This is a genomic window from Streptomyces galbus (assembly GCF_005280195.1).
In the GTDB taxonomy this organism is placed as follows: Bacteria; Actinomycetota; Actinomycetes; order Streptomycetales; family Streptomycetaceae; genus Streptomyces; species Streptomyces galbus.
Genome location: NZ_SZPR01000015.1, coordinates 119458 through 137079, shown reverse-complemented (window position 1 = coordinate 137079; position 17622 = coordinate 119458). Strand labels below are relative to the sequence as shown.

Sequence of the window (17622 nt, the reverse complement as noted above, 5' to 3'; positions counted from 1 at the left end):
GCCGGGGAGCACACCGGCACTCCGGTCCGGGGCCTCAGCCCGCCGTCAGCACCTCCACGCCCCGCCCCGTCAGGTGCTCCAGGACGGGGTGGCTCGCGTCGGTGTCCGTGATGAGCCCGGTGACCCCCTCCCAGGGCAGGACCCGGAAGCGGGACGCCGTGCCGATCTTCTCGGACGAGGCGAGGATGTACGTCTCGGCCGAGCGTGCCGCCAGGGCGCGCTTCGTCGCGGCCTCCTCGGCGTCCCCGGTGGTCAGGCCCGCGTCCGGGTGGACGCCGGTCACCCCCAGCAGGCACAGGTCGGCGGCGACGCCCTGCGCGGCCTCGACGGTGGCCGCGCCGCAGGTGACCGCCGAGTGCTTGAAGAGGCGTCCGCCCAGCAGGAAGACCTCGGCCAGCGGGTGGCCGATCAGTGCGGCGGCGACGGTCGGGCTGTGGGTGATCACCGTGCAGTCCAGGTCCGGGGGCAGGGCGTGCGCCACGGCGAGTGCGGTGGTGCCGCCGTCCAGGATCAGCGCGCTGCCGGGCCGGACCAGTCCCACCGCCGCGGCGGCGACCTTCTGCTTCCCCCCGGGGGTGACGCTCTGCCGTGCGGTGTAGTCCGCGACGGCCGGGGAGACCGGCAGCGCGCCGCCGTACACCCGCTGGCACAGCCCCTCGGCGGCGAGGTCGCGCAGGTCCCGGCGCACGCTGTCCTCGGAGATCCCGAGGTCCGCGGCGACGTCCTTGGCGACGATCTTTCCCTGCCGGGCGAGCAGGTCCAGCAGGTGGGCACGGCGTTGGGCGGCCAGCATTCACGGTCCTTCCGGTTGTTGCACGTTCTTGCCGGTATCGTAGTCCCCATGACCGACGCACCGCTGCCGTACCTCCCCGAGGAGACCGCGTGACCTCCCGCCCCGGCATCGACACCCCGGACCACCGCGGCCGCACCGGCCTGGACCGCGCCGGGCGCGGTCTCGACCGCAACCCCGACGTCGTGGTCCGTGACGTGGAGCTGACTTCCCAGGGGTGGCACGTCCTGCGCCGCACCACCTTCGACCTGCGGCGCCGCGACGGGCGCTGGGTCACCCAGCAGCGCGAGACCTACGACCGCGGCAACGGCGCCGTCGTCCTGCCGTACGACACCGCCCGCGAACGCGTCCTGCTCACCCGGCAGTTCCGCTACCCCGCCTACGTCAACGACCACCCGGACGGCATGCTGGTCGAGGCGGCCGCCGGACTGCTCGACGGTGACGACCCGCTCGCCGCGATCCGGCGCGAGGCCGCCGAGGAGCTCGGTGTCACGCTCGGCCCGCTCACCCTCCTCTGGGACGCCTACATGAGCCCCGGTTCGGTCACCGAGCGCCTGCACTTCTACGCCGCTCCCTACACGCCGGCCGACCGCACGGCGCGGGGCGGCGGGCTGGAGGAGGAGGGCGAGGACATCGAGGTGCTCGAACTGCCCTTCGCCGAGGCCCTCGCCATGACCGGCGACGGACGCATCCGCGACGGCAAGACGATCATGCTCCTGCAGTGGGCCGCCCTGCACGGCCCGTTCGCCCCGGCCCGGCGGGGCGAGCAGGCCCAGTAGGCACCGCACGAAGGAAGGCCCCAGGCGTCACACGGTGAACGTGTCCGGATCGGCGGCCTTCCAGTCGGCCTCCCACGCGGCGGGCGGCTCCGCCAGCAACTGGCCGGGCTCCAGCCAGTCGTACAGCTCGGCGTAGGAGCGCTCCGTGTACGGGTCGATGCGCCGGCGCAGCATGTGCGGGCGCAGCTCGGCGGGGTCGGACACGCCCATGGCGGCCATGATCTGCAGGGCGCTGGCCACGGTCGACTCCTGGAAGCGCCGCACGCGGGGCGTCTTGTCGCGGACGTCGAGGGCCCGGGCGCGCCGGGGGTCCTGGGTCGTGACCCCGGTGGGGCAGGTGTTGGTGTGGCAGCGCTGGGCCTGGATGCAGCCGACGGCGAACATCATGGCGCGGGCCGCGTTGCCGTAGTCGGCGCCCTGCACCAGGCGCTTGACCAGGTCGGTGCCCGTGGCAATCTTGCCGCTGGCCCCGATCCTGATCCGGTCCCGCAACCCCGTGCCGACGAGGGCGTTGTGCACGGCGTGCAGGCCCTCGGTCAGCGGGGCGCCGACGTGGTCGGCGAACTCCAGCGGCGCCGCACCGGTGCCGCCCTCCCCGCCGTCGACGATGATGAAGTCCGGGGTGGTGCCTTCCTCCAGCATCGCCTTGCACACGGCGAGGAACTGCCGGCGCGAGCCCACGCAGAGCTTGAACCCGGTCGGCTTGCCGTCGGCCAGCTCCCGCATGTGCGCGATGAACCGGACGAGTTCGCGGGGCGTGGAGAACACCCGGTGGTACGGCGGCGAGATCACCGTCTGCCCCTGGGGCACGTCCCGGACCTTCGCGATCTCGGCGTTGACCTTGGCGCCGGGGAGCACCCCGCCGATGCCGGGCTTGGCGCCCTGGGAGAGCTTCAGGGACACGCACTTGACGTGTTCGTGCGCGGCCTTCTCGGCGAACTCGCCGGGGTCGAAGTCGCCGTCGCGGGTGCGGCAGCCGAAGTAGCCGGTGCCGATCTCCCAGACCAGGTCGCCGCCGGGCCGCAGGTGGTACTCGGACAGCCCGCCCTCGCCGGTGTCGTGGGCGAAGCCCCCGGCCGCGGCACCGCCGTTGAGGGCGAGGATCGCGTTGGCGGACAGCGAGCCGAAGCTCATCGCGGACACGTTCAGCAGGGCCATGTCGTACGGACGGCGGCAGTCGGGGCCGCCGATCCTGACCCGCGGCGGGGTGTCGGGCACCTCGCAGGGGGCCATCGACGGCACCAGGTACTCGTAGCCGGGCTGGTAGACGTCCTGTTCGGTGCCGTACGGCTGCTCGGCGTCGGTGCCCTTGGCCCGCTCGTAGACGATGTTGCGCACGTCCCGGTCGAAGGGGCGGCCGTCGAAGTTCCGCTCGATGAAGTACTGCTGGAGCTCCGGGCGGATCCGCTCCAGGAGGAAGCGGGCGTGCCCCAGGATCGGGTAGTTCCGCAGCACGGAGTGCCGGGGTTGGACGAGGTCGGCGACCCCCAGCAGACCCAGCAGGCAGAGCGGTACGGCGGCCAGGCACCACCAGGGCGACACTGCCACCGCGGCGACGGCCGCCGCCAGTCCGGCGACCAGGATCAGGACGACGATTCCCGTACGTTTCACCCCAGCCGCATTGCCCCGCCCCGGGATCCCAGTCCCGCGCCTTCGTCAAAAGAGCCGCAAAGTATGGCAAAAGTCGAGGCGTTGCGGTGCCGATCCGTGCGGTGTTCCCCCTGTTGAGCCAATGCTCCGTACCCTCCGACCAACACTTGCCGTTTGACAACTATAGCCGTGAGACAAGAAAGTAGCGGTGTCGTCGCGCCAGGGAGAGGATCAGGGATGTTCCGGTCGGCGGAGGTCATGCCGCACGTCGGCCGCGCGCCGCGGCCGACGGTCGCCTCGGCGGCTCCTGGGTCGTACGGTCAGGCCGTCCGGCTGCCGGGCTCGTCCTCGTGCCCGGTGAGCTGTTCCGCGGCCACGGCGCAGAACGCCTCCAGGCCGACGAGCAGCGCGCTGCGCGCGGTGGCCGGCATCTTCTCCAGCACGCCGCGCAAGGTGGCCTCGCGCCGGTCGCGCAGATCGGCGAGGAACGCCCGGCCCCGGACGCTGAGGTACAGCCGTACCTCGCGCCGGTCCTCCCGGCTCACCTCCCGCTCGACGAACCCGGCGGCCTGGAGCCGGTCGCAGAGCCGGCTGGTGGACGGCGGCGTGGAGGCGAGCAGGTCGGCCAGCGTGCGCAGGTTGATGCCCTCGTGGTGTTCGAGGATGAGCAGCACGCGCAACTGGGAGGCGGAGGCCGGCGCCGTGGAGGCGCGCCCCCACAGGACCTCCAGCAGCTCCGCGGCCGTGGAAGTGACGCGCGCGACCTCGTCGGGTTCGGGGCGGGGGTGGATGGACGTCACGGTCACACTCTCGCAGGCACGGGGACGCCCCTCAGCGTACTAGGCAGGGGCGCCGTACAGGGATGGTCGGGACGACGCGCGGGTGTCCGCGCGCGGCCGGCCCCACCGGACGGCCCCCCACAGGGCCGGACGACACGTCACTTCGGGTGAGAGATTGGCATATCTACGATCGTGAACAGATTCATGGCTGTCGAGCGGGCGCTGCGCAGGGCGGCCCCCCAGGACCTGGCCCACGCCGCGCGCGAGGAGCTGGGCCGGCAGTACGGTGCGGACTCCGTGGACCTGCTCATCGTCGACTACGGCCTCAGCGTGCTCCAGCCCGTGACCGAGCCGCCGCACGCGCGGACACCCGTGTCCGTCCACAACAGCCCGGCCGGGCGCGCCTTCGCCTCCCAGGAGCCCTTCGTGGAGGCGCTCGGGGAGGGCCGGGTCCGCGCGCACCTGCCGGTGAGCGTGCGCGGTGACCGGCTCGGCGTCCTGACGGTGACCCTGTCGGACGCGGAGGAGGGCCGCGCCCGGCTGGCCGAGCTGGCGGAGCTGGCCGAGGTGCTGGGCCACGAGGTGCTGATCGCCGAACGCGACACCGACCTGTTCCTGCGGGCCCGGCGGCAGGACCGCCTCACCCTGGCCGCGGAGATGCAGTGGCAGCTCCTGCCCGGCACCTCCTGCTCCCGGCCGGAGTTCGACCTGGGCGCCCAGCTCGAGCCGGCCTACGCGATCCACGGCGACAACTACGACTGGTCGGCCACCGCGGACAGCCTCGTGCTGTACGTCTCCAACGGCATGGGCGAGGGCACCGAGGCGGCGCTGCTGACGAACCTCGCCGTCAACGCCCTGCGCAACGCCCGTCGGGCCGGACTCCCCCTGGCCGACCAGGCCGCCCTCGCCGACCAGGCGGTGTTCGGCCACTACGGCGGCCACCGGTACCTGTCGGTGCTGATGTTCGACTTCGAGATCGGCACCGGGCGGGCCCGGGTGGTGGACGCCGGCTCACCCCGGATGATGCGGCTGCGCGGCGGCACGGTGGAGCGGGTCGCCTTCGAGCCGCAGCTCCCGCTGGGCATGTTCGAGGAGACCGACTACGTCACGCAGGAGCTTCGCGTCGAGCCCGGCGACCGGCTGGTGTTCGTCAGCGACGGGGTGTACGCCGTGGCCTCGCCCCGCGGTGAGGCGTACGGTGACTCCGCGCTGGCCCGGGCGATCCAGGCCACGCGGCTGCTGCCCGCCGCGGAGGTCCCCGCGGCGGTGCTGCGGGAGCTGACCGGCCACCGGGGTCACCGCACCGCGGACGACGACGCGCTGGTGGTGTGCCTGGACTGGCGGGGACGCTGACGTCACCCGCCGGTACCCCGCCGGGTCGGGGGCGCGGACGGGGCACGCTAGTGTGAAGGTCATATGCCGAAAGGGTGAATGCCGTGAGCGCGTCTGAACCGGTCCGGACCGCGGAGAGCGCGCTGCGCGCGGCCCCGCCGCACGCCGTGGTCGACACGGCCCGGAACCTGCTCGCCGAGCGCGCCGGGGCCCGGGAGGTCACCCTGTGGCTCGCCGACTACGCGATGCGCGTGCTGCAACCGGTCACCCGGCTGCCGTACACCGGGGAGCCCCTGTCGGCCCACGACGGTCCCGCCGGGCAGGCCTTCTCCACCCAGACGCCCGTCGTGCAGCCCGCCGAGGACGGAACGGCCACGGTGCACCTGCCCGTCACCGTGCGCGGGGACCGGCTCGGGGTGCTCTCGGTGCGCGTGTCCGCCGACGAGGCGGTCCCGGCCGGGGTGCTGCGGCTCTCCGACTTCGCGACCGCGCTCGGGCACGAGGTCGTCACGGCGGAGCGCGACACCGACCTGTACCTGCTGGCCCGGCGCAGCCGCCGGCTGACGCTGGCGGCCGAGATGCAGTGGCAGCTGCTGCCGGGCCGCGGCTGCGCCCGCCCGGAGTTCGTCATCGGCGCCCACCTGGAGCCCGCGTACGCCGTCGGCGGCGACAATTTCGACTGGTCGACCGACGGCGACCACCTGATCCTCACCGTGACCGACGGCATGGGCCGGGGCATCGACGCCTCCTTGCTGACCAACCTCACGGTGAGCGCCCTGCGCAACGCCCGCCGGGCGGGCCTCGGCCTCGCCGACCAGGCCCGCCTGGCCGACCAGGCGGTGTACGCCCAGTACGGCGGCAAGGTGTACGCCTCGACCCTGCTGCTCCGCTTCGACCTGGCGACCGGCAGCGTGCAGGCCGTGGACGCGGGCTCGCCGCACCTGTTCCGCCTGCGCGACGAGTCGGTCGAGCGGGTCGAGCTGGACGCCCAGCTTCCCCTCGGCATGTTCGAGGAGACCGCCTACGAGGAGCAGGTCTTCACCGTGCGGCCCGGCGACCGGCTCGTCGTGGTGAGCTCCGGAGTCCACGGGGCGCGGTCCCCGGAGGGCGGCGTGTTCGGCGAGCAGGCCCTGCGCCAGACCCTCGGCGCGGCCCGGTCGCAGGACACGAACGAGGCGGCGCGGGCCGTCGTGGCGGGCCTGGTGGAGCACTCCGGCAGCTCGGACCTCACCGCCGACGCCGCGGTGGTCTGCCTCGACTGGCACGGCCGGCCGCCCGCCGAGAACTGAGCGGTCCGGCGCCCGTACCGGTCCGGCGCGGTCCGCCACGGCCGTCGTACCGGTGGCGTGCCGGTGTCACTCCGGCGGTGGGAGGTTCTTCTGCACCTCGGCGAACGCCCGCAGGCTCCGGTCCAGGGCGTCCAGGACGTCCGGGTCCATGGCGTGCAGCACCTCGGCCAGGGCACGGTTCCTCAGCCGCGCCACCTCGGCCAGGACGTGCCGCCCGTGGGTCGTCAGGCGCAGCTCCACCTCACGGCGGTTGTGGGGCGCGGCGTCCCGGACGACCAGGCCGGCCGCCTCCAGCCGGTCGCAGAGTCTGCTGACCGAGGGCAGGCCGGCGTCGAGGCGCTCCGCCAAGGCCGTCAGATTGGCGCCCGGCAGGTCCTCCAGGATTCGCATGGCCCGCAACTGGTGCGGCGACAGCCGCACCGAGGCCCGGCTCGCCGCCGCGGCCCACAGCCCGGTCAGGCTGTCCACCGCGTCCGCGATCCGGCCAGCGACGACGTCCGGCCCGTCGGCCCGCGCCGGTTCTCGATCAGCGTCCCCGTATTCCGCCATGGACCGAGGCTCTCAGGGGAGCCGGCAGTGTGGTGATCCTCCGGTCATGTGGTCGCTGTACCCGCGAATGCGGAGGCCAAGCAGGCGTCTACCCGCGCGGCCCCCCGGTCATTCGTCCCGGCGGCCCCGGTGGCGGCCCGTACAGCGGGTGCCGCGCGGACCGCCGGCGGGGCTCAGCGGTTCTTGGGGAGGCGGACCACCTGGACGAAGAAGTCGTCGATCTGGCGGACCGCGGCGATGAACTGGTCCAGGTCGACCGGCTTGGTGACGTAGGCGTTGGCGTGCAGCTTGTAGCTGCGCAGGATGTCTTCCTCGGCCGCCGAGGTGGTCAGCACGACGACCGGGATGAGCGACAGGTCCGGGTCCGACTTGATCTTCTCCAGCACCTGGCGGCCGTCGTACTTCGGCAGGTTCAGGTCGAGCAGGATCAGGTCGGGCCGCGGGGCGTCGGTGTGCTGGCCGCGCCGGTAGAGGAAGTCCAGGGCCTCCTCGCCGTCCCGGACGACGTGCAGCGTGTTGCCGATCTTGTTGTCCTCGAACGCCTCGCGCGTCATCAGTTCGTCGCCGGGGTCGTCCTCGACGAGGAGCACGTCGACGGGGGTGGCGTCAGGGGTGGTCATGTCAGGGCCTTCTCTTCGGTGGCGTCGGTGGCGTCGGTCGAGGGGCTTTCGGCATCGGCGTCGGTGGCATCGGCGGCCGTGGGAAGAGTGAAGCAGAAGCGGGTGCCGTCCGTGTGGCCGGTGTCGATCCAGATCCGGCCGCCGTGGTGCTCGACGATCTTCTTGCACAGGGCCAGGCCGATGCCGGTGCCCCCGTAGGCGTCGCGGCCGTGCAGCCGCTGGAAGATCACGAACACCTTCTCCGCGAACTGCTCGGGGATGCCGATGCCGTTGTCCGTGACGCTCAGGCGCCACATGCCGGGCGCCTCCGGGTCGGCTTCGCAGGTGACGCGGACGTGCGGGGTGCGGTCGGCGTGGCGGAACTTCAGCGCGTTGCCCACGAGGTTCTGCCAGAGCATGGTCAGCAGGGTCGGGTCGCCAGTGATCTCGGGCAGGTCCTCCGGCCGGTCGACGACCGCCCCGGACTCCTCGACGGACGCGGTGAGGTTGCGCAGCGCCTTGTCGAGGGCCTGGTCGAGGTCGACGGGCTCGCGGGCGTCGTTGAGCCGGCCCACCCGGGAGAAGGTCAGCAGGTCGTTGATGAGGACCTGCATGCGCTTGGCGCCGTCCACGGCGAAGTCGATGTACTGCCGGCCCCGGTCGTCGAGCTGGTCGCCGTAGCGTTTCTCCAGGAGCTGGCAGAACGAGGCGACCTTGCGCAGCGGCTCCTGGAGGTCGTGCGAGGCGACGTAGGCGAACTGCTCCAGCTCGGCGTTGGAGCGGCGCAGCTCCACCGTCTGCGCGTCCAGTTCGGCGGCCTGCCGGGTCAGCTCGTCCTGGATGTCGCGGGAGGCGTGCAGCTCGGCGACGATCCGCTTGCGCATGTCCTCGACGTCGCCGGCCACCGCGGTCAGGTCGGCGGGGCCGTCACCGGGGATCTCGTACGCGAAGTCACCGCCCGCGACGCGTCGCGACGCCGCACGCAGGGATTCCAGGGGACGGGCCACCAGCATGCGCACCAGGACGGACAGGGCGATGCCGGTCAGCAGGAAGACGGCCACCATGCCGGCCAGGACGGAGTTGCGCACCAGGCGCTCGTGGGTGATGCGCGCGCGCCCGTCCTGGACGGCGCGGGTCAGGTCGTCGTTCTGCTTCGTCCACAGGGCACGGACCTGGTCGAACTCGGCCTTGCCCCGCTCGGCGGACCGCTGGTCCAGGGTGCGCGGCTGTCCCGGTGTCACGGACGCGGCCAGCGGCTCGGCGAACTTCTCGCGCCACTGGTCCGCCTCGCGCTCGACCGCGTCGAGGTCCGCGAGCAGCTCGGGCCGGCCCTCGAGCAGCTCGCGCAGCCGCCGTACGGAGCGGGCCTCGTCCTGCTTGCCCTGGGTGTAGGGGGCGAGGAACTGCCGGTCGGCGGCGATGGCGTAGCCCCGGATACCGGTCTCCTGGTTGACCTGCGCGGCCTGCAGCCGGTACGCCTCGGTCCGGGCCGGCTGGATGTCCATGGTCAGCTCGTCGGTCACCCGCGCGGTCTGCGCCAGCAGGGTGCCGCCGATGACCGAGCCGACGACCACGAGCAGCACCATCAGCGACAGCGCCAGGAAGAACCAGCCCTGTACCGTCAGCCGTCGCCCGGCACCCGTTCCGCCCGTCACGTCCCTCACCGTTCGCCTCGACACTTCTCGGTCAACTTCCGTCAGTCCCAACTCAGATGCATCACGGCCACGTCGTCCGCCAGGCCGCCCTGCTCCTCGGCGAGGCCCTCGGCGCGCACGATCAGCGCGTCGACGAACTCCTCGGCCGGCAGCGCCGTGCACTCACGGGCCAGCGCCAGCAGGCCGTCCTCGCCCAGCCGCTCCTGTCCGCGCCCCACGTGCCCTTCGAACAGGCCGTCGGTGAACAGCACGACCGCGGCGCCCTCCTCCACGGTCATCTCGGCCACGGGCCAGCGCGCGAGGCCCGGGACCACGCCCAGCGCGGGGCCGCCCGGGGGTTCGAGCCACTCCACGCCGCCGCCGGTCCGCCGCAGCAGCCCGTGGTGCCCGGCCCGCACCAGGCGGACCGTGCGCTGCCCGGGTACGGCGCTGAGCGTGACGAGCGTGGCGAAGACCTCGCTGCGGGTGCGCTCGGCCACCAGGATCTCCTCCAGGCGCGCCACCTGGTCGGGACCCGTGACGCCGGTGAGCACCAGGGTGCGCCAGGCGATGCGCAGGGCCACGCCGAGGGCGGCCTCGTCGGGGCCGTGCCCGGAGACGTCGCCGATCAGCGCGTGGACCGTGCCGTCGGCGCCCTGCACGATGTCGTAGAAGTCACCGCCGAGCAGGGCGTGCGCCCGGCCCGGGCGGTACCGGGTGACCACTTCGACCCCCTCGCCGCGCAGCAGCGGGCGGGGCAGCAGACCCCGTTCCAGGCGGGCGTTCTCCTGGGCCTGGAGCCGGCTGGCCTGGAGCGCCACGGCCGCCCGCTCGGACTGCTTGCGCTGGATCGCGTAGCGCATCGCCCGCACGAACAACTCGGGCTCGACGCGTCCCTTGACCAGGTAGTCCTGGGCTCCGGCGGCCACGGCGGCCAGGCCGGTCTCCTCCTCGGCGAGGCCGGTCAGGACGACCACGGCCGCCTGGTCGGCGCTCGCACGGACCCGGGAGACCGCCTCGAGTCCTTGGGCGTCGGGCAGGTGCAGGTCGAGCAGGATGCAGTCGGGCACCTCGGTGGCGAGCGCCTCGACGGCCTCGGCCATGGAGCGGACCCACGTCAGGCGCACCTTGAGCGCGCTGTCGGCGACCAGTTCCTCGACCAGTAAGGCGTCCCCGGCGTCGTCCTCGACCAGCAGGACCGACGGTTCGCCGGACACCCAGGACGGCTGTCCCATCCCGTCGTCGTTCCTGGGCAGGCCGTCGGTTCGCGTCTGTGGCATCACCCTGCTCCCGCCCTCCTCACCGGCCCTTTTGGCACCCTACTGTTGTCGCTGGACAACGGTTGTGAGCATACCCGCCCTGCATAGGCCACTCGCCTCCTCCCCCTCACCGGGCACGGCAGCGAACGCCTCCGCAGGCGGGGCGTGGGAGCGCTCCTACGGGGTCACCGGGTCGAGGAGGTGCGGGCCGTCGTTGCGGACGTTGTTCACGGCCGTGGAGACGGGCCGGGCGTCGAGGTGGCCGTCCGCGGGCTGCCCCAGCAGGGCGCGCAGGTGGCCGGGGTCCTGGTGGCGGGGGTCGAGCCAGGCGTCGTAGTGGTCCGGGGTGAGGGCCAGGGGCATCCGGGGGTGCACGCGCCCGGCGGCGTCGGTGGCCTCGGTGGTGATGACGGTGCAGGTCAGCAGCCAGGCCCCGGGGTCGTCGTCGTCCTTCACCCCGGGGTCGCGCCAGTACTCGTACAGCCCGGCGAGGGCCATCACCTGGTCGTCCTCGGGATGGATGAAGTAGGGCTGCTTGCGGGCCTTGCCGGTGGCCGGGTCCGTCACCTGCTCCCACTCGTAGAAGCCGTCGGCGGGCAGCAGGCAGCGGCGCTTGACGAAGGCACGGCGGAACGCGGGCTTCTCGTGCACGGTCTCCACACGCGCGTTGATCATGCGTGCGCCGACCTTGACGTCCTTGGCCCACGACGGCACCAGGCCCCAGCGCAGCGGGCGCAGTTGCCGCTCCACCGCCGCGGTGTCGTCCTGCGCGCCGCGCGGGGCACGTTCGAGGACCGCCCACACGTCGTCCGTGGGCGCGACGTTCCAGCTCGGCTCCAGCCTCTCGTCGGGGTGCCACTCGGTGACCCCGAAGAGCTGCACCAGGTCCTGCGGACTGCGGGTGGATGCGTAACGGCCGCACATGCAGCCAGTCTCCCCTCGTCGTCGGCCACGCCCGCGGTCGCCGGAACCCCAGGGCCCGGCGACACGGCGAGCCGTACGGCCTCACGCCGTACGGCTCACGCTCCGTCGTCCGTCGGGGCCCGGAACTCCGGGTCGAGCGGATCCTCGTCCTGCGGCTCGTACCCGGTCAGCTCGGCGACACTCGTGTCGTCGTCGATGGCGCGGCGCACGTCGGCCCGCTCCTCCAGGGCGCTCCCCGGCTCCTCGGTCGCCTCGGGCTCCTCGGGCTCCTCGGCCTCGGTGTGCCGCGGCCAGCCGGCGTCCTCGGCGGTGGTGCGGTCGTCGTGCTCCGCGCGCATGCCGCTCGCCGGAGCGGGACGTCGCGCCTCGTGCTCGGTCATCGTCTTCTCCCCTGCCGTCGCTCACGTCCCGGAGTAACCAGGGGCCGCCCGGCCAACCGTGACCCGGGCGGCCGAGGGACCACCGGACCGGGTGAGCTGGACCGGCACTCCGCCCGGCCGCGACCGGACCCCCGTTAGTGTGGTCGTGGGCACACCAGTGGTACGGCGCCCGTGCCGAGCCGATGACGGGGTACAGGTCCTGCGGGCAGGACACTCGTGTACAAGGCCCGGGCGACCTCGAGGAGGGGGGAAACAGTGCTGGAAGTCATGCACCGTGACGACGACCTGGTGGTGGCGGCCCTTCCCGAGGACGTGGACCTGTTCGCCGCCGAGTCCATGCGCGCGGAGATCGAACGGCTGCTCGGACAGGGCTGCCGCCGGCTGGTGCTGGACGCCTCGCGCACCGCCTACCTCGACTCCACGGGCGTCTCCCTGATGCTGTCCTGGCGGCGTCGCCTGGAGGAACGGCAGGGCACGCTGGTCCTGGCCGGGCTGAGCGAGCACCTGCGCCGGATGATGTGGATCCTGGGCCTGGAGGAGATCCTGCCGGCCTACGCCACGGTCCTGGAGGCCCAGGCCCGGGTGGCCCGCGGCCTGCAGCAGCGGTCGGCGCCCGCGGACGTCGACACCGCGGAGAACACCTCCGAGGTCTGACGGGTCCTCCGGCCGGACTGCCGGCCCGCCGCCGCGCCGGACGCACCGGAACGACCGCGGGCCGGGGAGCCTCAGGACACCCGTTCGCCGTCCCGCTGCAGCGCGTCCCGCATGAACCGCAGGCGTTCCAGGGAGCGCCGGCGCATCCAGAGGACCGAACAGGCGAACGCCGCGACACCGGCCGCGAAGACCGCCGGGAACACCCAGGAGCCGCGCACGGCGCCCAGGACGAACATCCCGGCCGCGAGCAGTCCGAGCAGCCCCAGGTAGTACGGCAGCCAGCGGCGTCCCCGCTCGATCTTCCGCAGGGAGTCGGCGACCAGTCGGCGCATCATCGCCCGCTCCCGCGGGTCCTCGGGCACGTCACGGCGCTGGATCCTGATGGCGAGGTCGGCGAGCCCGCCGGAGTCGGTGCCCACGGACCGGGCGGCGCGCCGGCGCTGCCAGGTCGCGGCTCCGACCGCGACGGCGGTGTAGAAGGCCGCGTGGACCACCCACACGACCGGGTGGTCGTCCCGGCGGAACAGTGCGGTGATGCCCAACGCCAGCACGAACGCGAGGACCGACTGCGCGGCCAGGCTGCGTTCGAGCCGGCGCTTCAAGACGTCCACGGCACGTGTCTCCTTCCCTTCGACGGCTGATCGCTGTCGCTACCGGTTACCCCGCAACCCCGCAGGGTGCACCGGAGGGGAACCGTCCTCTTGGCGGTCTCCGGGCCACGGACGTGTCCGCATCCGAGTGGGTCGTGGCCGGACCGAGGCGGCGCCGCGGGACGGGAGTCGGCACCGTGGAAGGCAGAAGCACACGACAGGCACGAACAGTGCGGGCGCGCGGGCCGTCCCGCTCGCCCCCGCACCCCACCGGAAAGCGCGGGCACCATGACCGACCTCATCGCGGGGGTGGAGATCCCCGAGACCGCAGCCGTGGCGGAGGCCACCTCGTTCCTCGGGCGGACGATCCCTCCCCTGCTGTTCCACCACTCCCGGCGTGTCTTCCTCTTCGGCTCGCTGCACGCGCGCGACCTGGGCCTCACACCCGACCCGGAGCTGCTCTACCTCGCCGCGCTGTTCCACGACGCGGGTCTGCTGACGCCGTTCTCGGCGACGGAGCAGCGCTTCGAGTTGGACGGCGCCGACCACGCCCGCGCGTTCCTGCTCGAGCGGGGCTTCCCCGCGAGCGCCGCCGACGTCGTGTGGACCGCGATCGCCGTGCACACCACGCCGGGGCTGCCCGGGCGGATGGGCCCGGAGATCGCGGCCACCGCCTACGGCGTCCTGACCGACGCGATCGGCTGGAACCTGGACCGGCTGGACGGGGGCCAGGTGGAGGAGATCGTCGCCGCCCATCCGCGCGGGGAGTTCAAGAAGGAGTTCCTCCAGGCTTTCGTGGAGGGGCTCAAGGACCGCCCGGACACCACCTACGGCACCGTGAACGCGGACGTGCTGGAGCACTTCGTGCCCGGGTTCCACCGCACCAGCATGGTCGAGCGCGTCACGGGGGCGCCCTGGCCGAGCTGAGCGGACGCACCGGGAACGACCGAGGAGAGAAAGGACACCACCATGCGAGCCCTCACCGTCTCGGACCGTGACGCGGGCACCGACGGGCTGGCCCTGACGGACCTGCCGCACCCCCATGCCGCCGAGAACGACGTCGTCGTACGGGTCCACGCCGCCGGGTTCACCCGGGGCGAGCTGGCCTGGCCGGCGACCTGGACGGACCGCGCGGGCCGCGACCGCACCCCGAGCGTGCCCGGGCACGAGGTCTCGGGCGTCGTGGCGGAGCTCGGCTACGGCACCACCGGCCTGACCGTGGGCCAGCGGGTCTTCGGGCTGACCGACTGGGCCCGCGACGGCACGCTGGCCGAGTACGTCGCCGTCGAGGCCCGCAACCTCGCGCCGCTGCCCGCGGACGTCGACCACGCCATCGCGGCGGCGCTGCCGGTCTCCGGGCTCACCGCCTGGCAGGGGCTCTTCGACCACGGCGGCCTCACCGCCGGCCGGACGGTGCTGGTCCACGGGGCCGCCGGGGCGGTCGGCTCGATCGCGGTGCAGCTCGCGCGCGCGGCGGGCGCCCGGGTCGTCGGCACCGGCCGGGCCGCCGACCGGGACACCGTCCTCGCCCTCGGCGCGCACGCCTTCCTCGACCTCGGGTCCGACCCGCTGGACGCCGCGGGTCAGGCGGACGTGGTGTTCGACGTGATCGGCGGGGAGGTGCTGCGGCAGTCGGCGGCGCTGGTGCGTCCGGGCGGCACGCTGGTCACGATCGCCGAGCCGCCGCCCGTACGGCCGAGCGACGGGCGGGCGGTCTTCTTCGTCGTCGAGCCCGACCGCACCCGCCTCGCGGAGCTGGTGCGGCAGGTCCGCGACGGGCGCCTGGAGGTGCGGGTCGGCGCGGTGCGGCCGCTGGCCGAGGCCGCCGCCGCGTTCACCCCGGAGCGGCGCGTCCCCGGCCGGACGATCATCCGCGTCGCGCAGGACTGAGCGGACACCGCCGGACGCGGTACGGCCGGGCGGCGGGGGTCAGCCGTCCTCCGGGCGGCGGCCGCCACCGGAAGGGCGGTGCTCCGGTGCCCCGCCCAGGGCGGGCACCGCCCGGTCGGCCGGGTCGCCCCCACCGGGGCGGGCCGGGGAGTTGTCCGGCGCCCGGTCCGCGGCGCGGACGATGTTGCGGGCCATGCCGCCGAAGACGACCGCGTGGAACGGCGAGACGCTCCACCAGTACAGGTGACCCAGCAGGCCGCGCGGATGGAACACCGCCCGCTGCCGGTAGAGCACCGGTGCGCTCCCCGCCGTGCCCTCCCCCGGCGTCTCGACCCGCATCTCCAGCCAGGCGAGCCCGGGCAGGCGCATCTCGGCGCGCAGGCGCAGCAGGCGTCCGCGTTCGATCTCCTCCACCCGCCAGAAGTCCAGCGAGTCACCGACGCGCAGCCGCCGTGCGTCGCGGCGCCCGCGGCGCAGGCCCACCCCGCCGACCAGGCGGTCCAGCCAGCCCCGCACCGCCCACGCCAGCGGGAAGGAGTACCAGCCGTTCTCGCCGCCGATGCCCTCGATGACCTGCCACAGTGCCTCCGGCGCCGCGTCGGTCTCCCGCTCGCGCACGTCGGTGTACAGGCTGCCGCCCGCCCAGTCCGGGTCGGTGGGCAGGGGGTCGCTGGGCGCGCCGGGCACGGAGGCGGAGGACCAGCGGGTGGTGACCTGCGCGTCGCGCACCCGCTGCAGCGCCAGCGCCACCGCGCGGTCGAAGGGCAGGGGGTGCCCGGGCGGGCTGGGCACGTACCGCTCGATGTCGTGCTCCCGGCACACGACCTCATGGCGCAGCGACTCGGTCAGCGGGCGGGCGATCGAGGCGGGCACCGGGGTCACGATGCCCACCCAGTGGCTCGACAGGCCCGGTGTCAGCACCGGTACCGGCACGATGAGCCGGCGCGGGAGGCCGGCGACGGCGGCGTGGCGCTGCATCATCTCCAGGTACGTCAGCACCTCGGGTCCGCCGATGTCGAAGGTGCGGTTCACGTCCGCCGGCAGGGTCGCGCAGCCGACGAGGATGCGCAGGACGTCGCGGACGGCGATGGGCTGGATCAGGGTGTGCACCCACCGGGGGGTGACCATCACCGGCAGGCGTTCGGTGAGGTAGCGCAGCATCTCGAAGCTGGCGGAGCCCGAGCCGATGATGACGGCGGCCCGCAGGACGGCGGTGGGCACGCCCGAGTCGAGCAGGACGCGGCCGACCTCGGCGCGGGAGCGCAGGTGCGGCGACAGCTCCCTCTCCGGCACCCCCTCGGGTGTCAGTCCGCCGAGGTAGACGATCCGGCCCACGTCGGCCGCCCTGGCCCGTTCCCCGAAGATCCGGGCCGCGGTGCGGTCGGTCTCCTCGAAGGAGCGGCCGGTGCCCAGCGCGTGCACCAGGTAGTACGCCACGTCCACCCCGGCCATCGCCCGGGCGACCGAGCCGGCGTCGGTGACGTCGCCCTGGACGATCTCCACCCGGTCGGCCCAGGGCTGGTCGCGCAGCTTGTGCGGGGTGCGGGCGAGGCAGCGCACCCGGTGGCCGGCGTCCAGCAGCTCGGGGACCAGTCGGCCGCCGATGTACCCGGTGGCGCCGGTGACCAGGCAGGTGAGGGAAGGAGAGCGGTCCGTGCCGCCGCCCGGCCGGCCGGTCGTGTGCGTCGGTTCGTCGTTCATGGCTCTGTCGTCACCTGTTCCGTCGCGTCGTCCGCCGGTGGTGTCCCGTGCGCTTCGCCGGGCTCCGTCTGCGGTCTCTACCCTGCGGCGTCCCCGTACGGATGCGACCCGGCGGTGGGCCGTTCGGAGGACATCGGCGCACCGTGCGACCGGGCCCGCTCGCGCCGGTACCGGAAACGACTGAGCCTGAGGTCACAGGCATGTGATCGCGCAGGCCGGTCACACGTAGGGCTATCAACCCCCCAGACCAAGGAGTTGCTGACATGGCGAAGGACTTCACCCCCAAGTACACCGTCCCGGGCATCGAGCGCGAGGCGGCGGGCCGGCTCATCGACGTCCTCCGCCTGCGGCTGCACGCCCTGAACGACCTGCACCTGACGCTGAAGCACATCCACTGGAACGTCGTCGGCCCGCACTTCATCGCCGTGCACCAGATGATCGACCCGCAGGTGGACCGGGTGCGGGACATGGCCGACGACGTGGCCGAGCGCATCGCGGCCCTCGGCGGGGTCGCCCAGGGCACGCCGGGCTCGCTGGTCAAGGAGCGCACCTGGGACGACTACTCCATCGGCCGTGAGGACGCGATCGCGCACCTCGGCGCGCTGGACGTGGTGTACACGGGCCTGCTCGAGGACCTGCGCACCGCCGTCAAGACCGTGGGCGAGATCGACCCGGCGACGGAGGACCTCCTCATCGAGCAGCTCCGGGACCTGGAGCAGTTCCAGTGGTTCGTCCGTGCCCACCTGGAGAACGCCGGCGGCAGCCTGACGACCGCCCGGGAGACCACGGAGGCGGGCGCCGCCCAGGCCGCCAAGGGCTGAGCACGCGGAACAAGGAACACGACGAACACGAGGAACACGAAGAGCGCGAGGCCCCGGGACAG

Annotated in this window: 18 protein-coding genes; 7 read left to right on the top strand and 11 right to left on the bottom strand. The window is 73.5% G+C overall.

Going from position 1 to position 17622, the window contains the following annotated elements; genetic code table 11:
- Positions 1-34: 34 nt before the first annotated feature.
- Positions 35-793: a DeoR/GlpR family DNA-binding transcription regulator gene (locus tag E4U92_RS18975; RefSeq protein WP_137301626.1), complete on the bottom strand. Its 759-nt coding sequence runs from the start codon at positions 791-793 to the stop codon at positions 35-37.
- Between the two features lie 89 nt (positions 794-882).
- On the opposite strand from E4U92_RS18975, the gene E4U92_RS18970 reads away from it, so the two are divergent.
- A complete protein-coding gene (locus tag E4U92_RS18970; RefSeq protein ID WP_137301625.1) occupies positions 883-1569 on the top strand; it encodes an NUDIX domain-containing protein in 687 nt (228 codons plus the stop codon).
- 27 nt (positions 1570-1596) lie between these two features.
- Here the strand turns inward: E4U92_RS18970 and E4U92_RS18965 are convergent, their stop codons facing one another.
- Positions 1597-3180 carry an FMN-binding glutamate synthase family protein gene (locus tag E4U92_RS18965; protein ID WP_137301624.1) on the bottom strand — a complete coding sequence of 528 codons (1584 nt, stop codon included), beginning with the start codon at positions 3178-3180 and terminating at the stop codon, positions 1597-1599.
- Positions 3181-3479: 299 nt separating this feature from the next.
- Entirely contained in the window at positions 3480-3965 is a 486-nt protein-coding gene (locus E4U92_RS18960; RefSeq protein WP_137301623.1) for a MarR family transcriptional regulator, read from the bottom strand.
- A gap of 177 nt (positions 3966-4142) precedes the next feature.
- On the opposite strand from E4U92_RS18960, the gene E4U92_RS18955 reads away from it, so the two are divergent.
- A complete protein-coding gene (locus E4U92_RS18955; protein ID WP_137301622.1) occupies positions 4143-5291 on the top strand; it encodes a PP2C family protein-serine/threonine phosphatase in 1149 nt (382 codons plus the stop codon).
- A 74-nt stretch (positions 5292-5365) separates the two neighbouring features.
- The gene (locus E4U92_RS18950) at positions 5366-6559 is read left to right on the top strand and encodes a PP2C family protein-serine/threonine phosphatase (protein ID WP_137301621.1); all 1194 of its coding nucleotides are present in this window, start codon (positions 5366-5368) and stop codon (positions 6557-6559) included.
- A 66-nt stretch (positions 6560-6625) separates the two neighbouring features.
- Here E4U92_RS18950 and E4U92_RS18945 read toward each other — a convergent pair whose 3' ends face one another.
- From E4U92_RS18945 to E4U92_RS18920, 6 genes are all read right to left on the bottom strand, one after another.
- Positions 6626-7108 (bottom strand): MarR family winged helix-turn-helix transcriptional regulator, encoded by a 483-nt coding sequence (locus E4U92_RS18945; protein WP_137301620.1) that lies wholly within the window; start codon positions 7106-7108, stop codon positions 6626-6628.
- A gap of 173 nt (positions 7109-7281) precedes the next feature.
- Complete coding sequence (locus E4U92_RS18940) at positions 7282-7728, bottom strand: response regulator (protein ID WP_137301619.1); 447 nt, start codon at positions 7726-7728, stop codon at positions 7282-7284.
- On the bottom strand, positions 7725-9362 hold the full coding sequence (locus E4U92_RS18935; protein WP_373311609.1) for a sensor histidine kinase: 1638 nt from the start codon (positions 9360-9362) through the stop codon (positions 7725-7727). Before E4U92_RS18935 ends, E4U92_RS18940 begins: the two co-directional genes overlap by 4 nt.
- Before the next feature lie 41 nt (positions 9363-9403).
- Complete coding sequence (locus E4U92_RS18930; RefSeq protein ID WP_229862992.1) at positions 9404-10576, bottom strand: PP2C family protein-serine/threonine phosphatase; 1173 nt, start codon at positions 10574-10576, stop codon at positions 9404-9406.
- Between the two features lie 201 nt (positions 10577-10777).
- Complete coding sequence (locus E4U92_RS18925; RefSeq protein WP_137301617.1) at positions 10778-11524, bottom strand: SOS response-associated peptidase; 747 nt, start codon at positions 11522-11524, stop codon at positions 10778-10780.
- Positions 11525-11619: 95 nt separating this feature from the next.
- Positions 11620-11904: a hypothetical protein gene (locus E4U92_RS18920; RefSeq protein ID WP_137301616.1), complete on the bottom strand. Its 285-nt coding sequence runs from the start codon at positions 11902-11904 to the stop codon at positions 11620-11622.
- Positions 11905-12159: 255 nt separating this feature from the next.
- Here E4U92_RS18920 and E4U92_RS18915 point away from each other — a divergent pair, with 255 nt between their 5' ends.
- Positions 12160-12558 carry an STAS domain-containing protein gene (locus E4U92_RS18915; RefSeq protein WP_137301615.1) on the top strand — a complete coding sequence of 133 codons (399 nt, stop codon included), beginning with the start codon at positions 12160-12162 and terminating at the stop codon, positions 12556-12558.
- Positions 12559-12629: 71 nt separating this feature from the next.
- Here the strand turns inward: E4U92_RS18915 and E4U92_RS18910 are convergent, their stop codons facing one another.
- Positions 12630-13169, bottom strand: coding sequence for a hypothetical protein (locus E4U92_RS18910; protein WP_137301614.1), 540 nt, complete (start codon positions 13167-13169; stop codon positions 12630-12632).
- Between the two features lie 267 nt (positions 13170-13436).
- Here E4U92_RS18910 and E4U92_RS18905 point away from each other — a divergent pair, with 267 nt between their 5' ends.
- Positions 13437-14075 (top strand): HD domain-containing protein, encoded by a 639-nt coding sequence (locus E4U92_RS18905; RefSeq protein WP_168725150.1) that lies wholly within the window; start codon positions 13437-13439, stop codon positions 14073-14075.
- A 42-nt stretch (positions 14076-14117) separates the two neighbouring features.
- Positions 14118-15038 (top strand): NADP-dependent oxidoreductase, encoded by a 921-nt coding sequence (locus E4U92_RS18900; RefSeq protein WP_137301613.1) that lies wholly within the window; start codon positions 14118-14120, stop codon positions 15036-15038.
- Positions 15039-15077: 39 nt separating this feature from the next.
- On the opposite strand, the gene E4U92_RS18895 is transcribed toward E4U92_RS18900, so the two are convergent.
- The gene (locus E4U92_RS18895) at positions 15078-16739 is read right to left on the bottom strand and encodes an SDR family oxidoreductase (protein ID WP_137301612.1); all 1662 of its coding nucleotides are present in this window, start codon (positions 16737-16739) and stop codon (positions 15078-15080) included.
- Between the two features lie 263 nt (positions 16740-17002).
- On the opposite strand from E4U92_RS18895, the gene E4U92_RS18890 reads away from it, so the two are divergent.
- Complete coding sequence (locus tag E4U92_RS18890; protein ID WP_137301611.1) at positions 17003-17560, top strand: Dps family protein; 558 nt, start codon at positions 17003-17005, stop codon at positions 17558-17560.
- Positions 17561-17622: the final 62 nt, after the last annotated feature.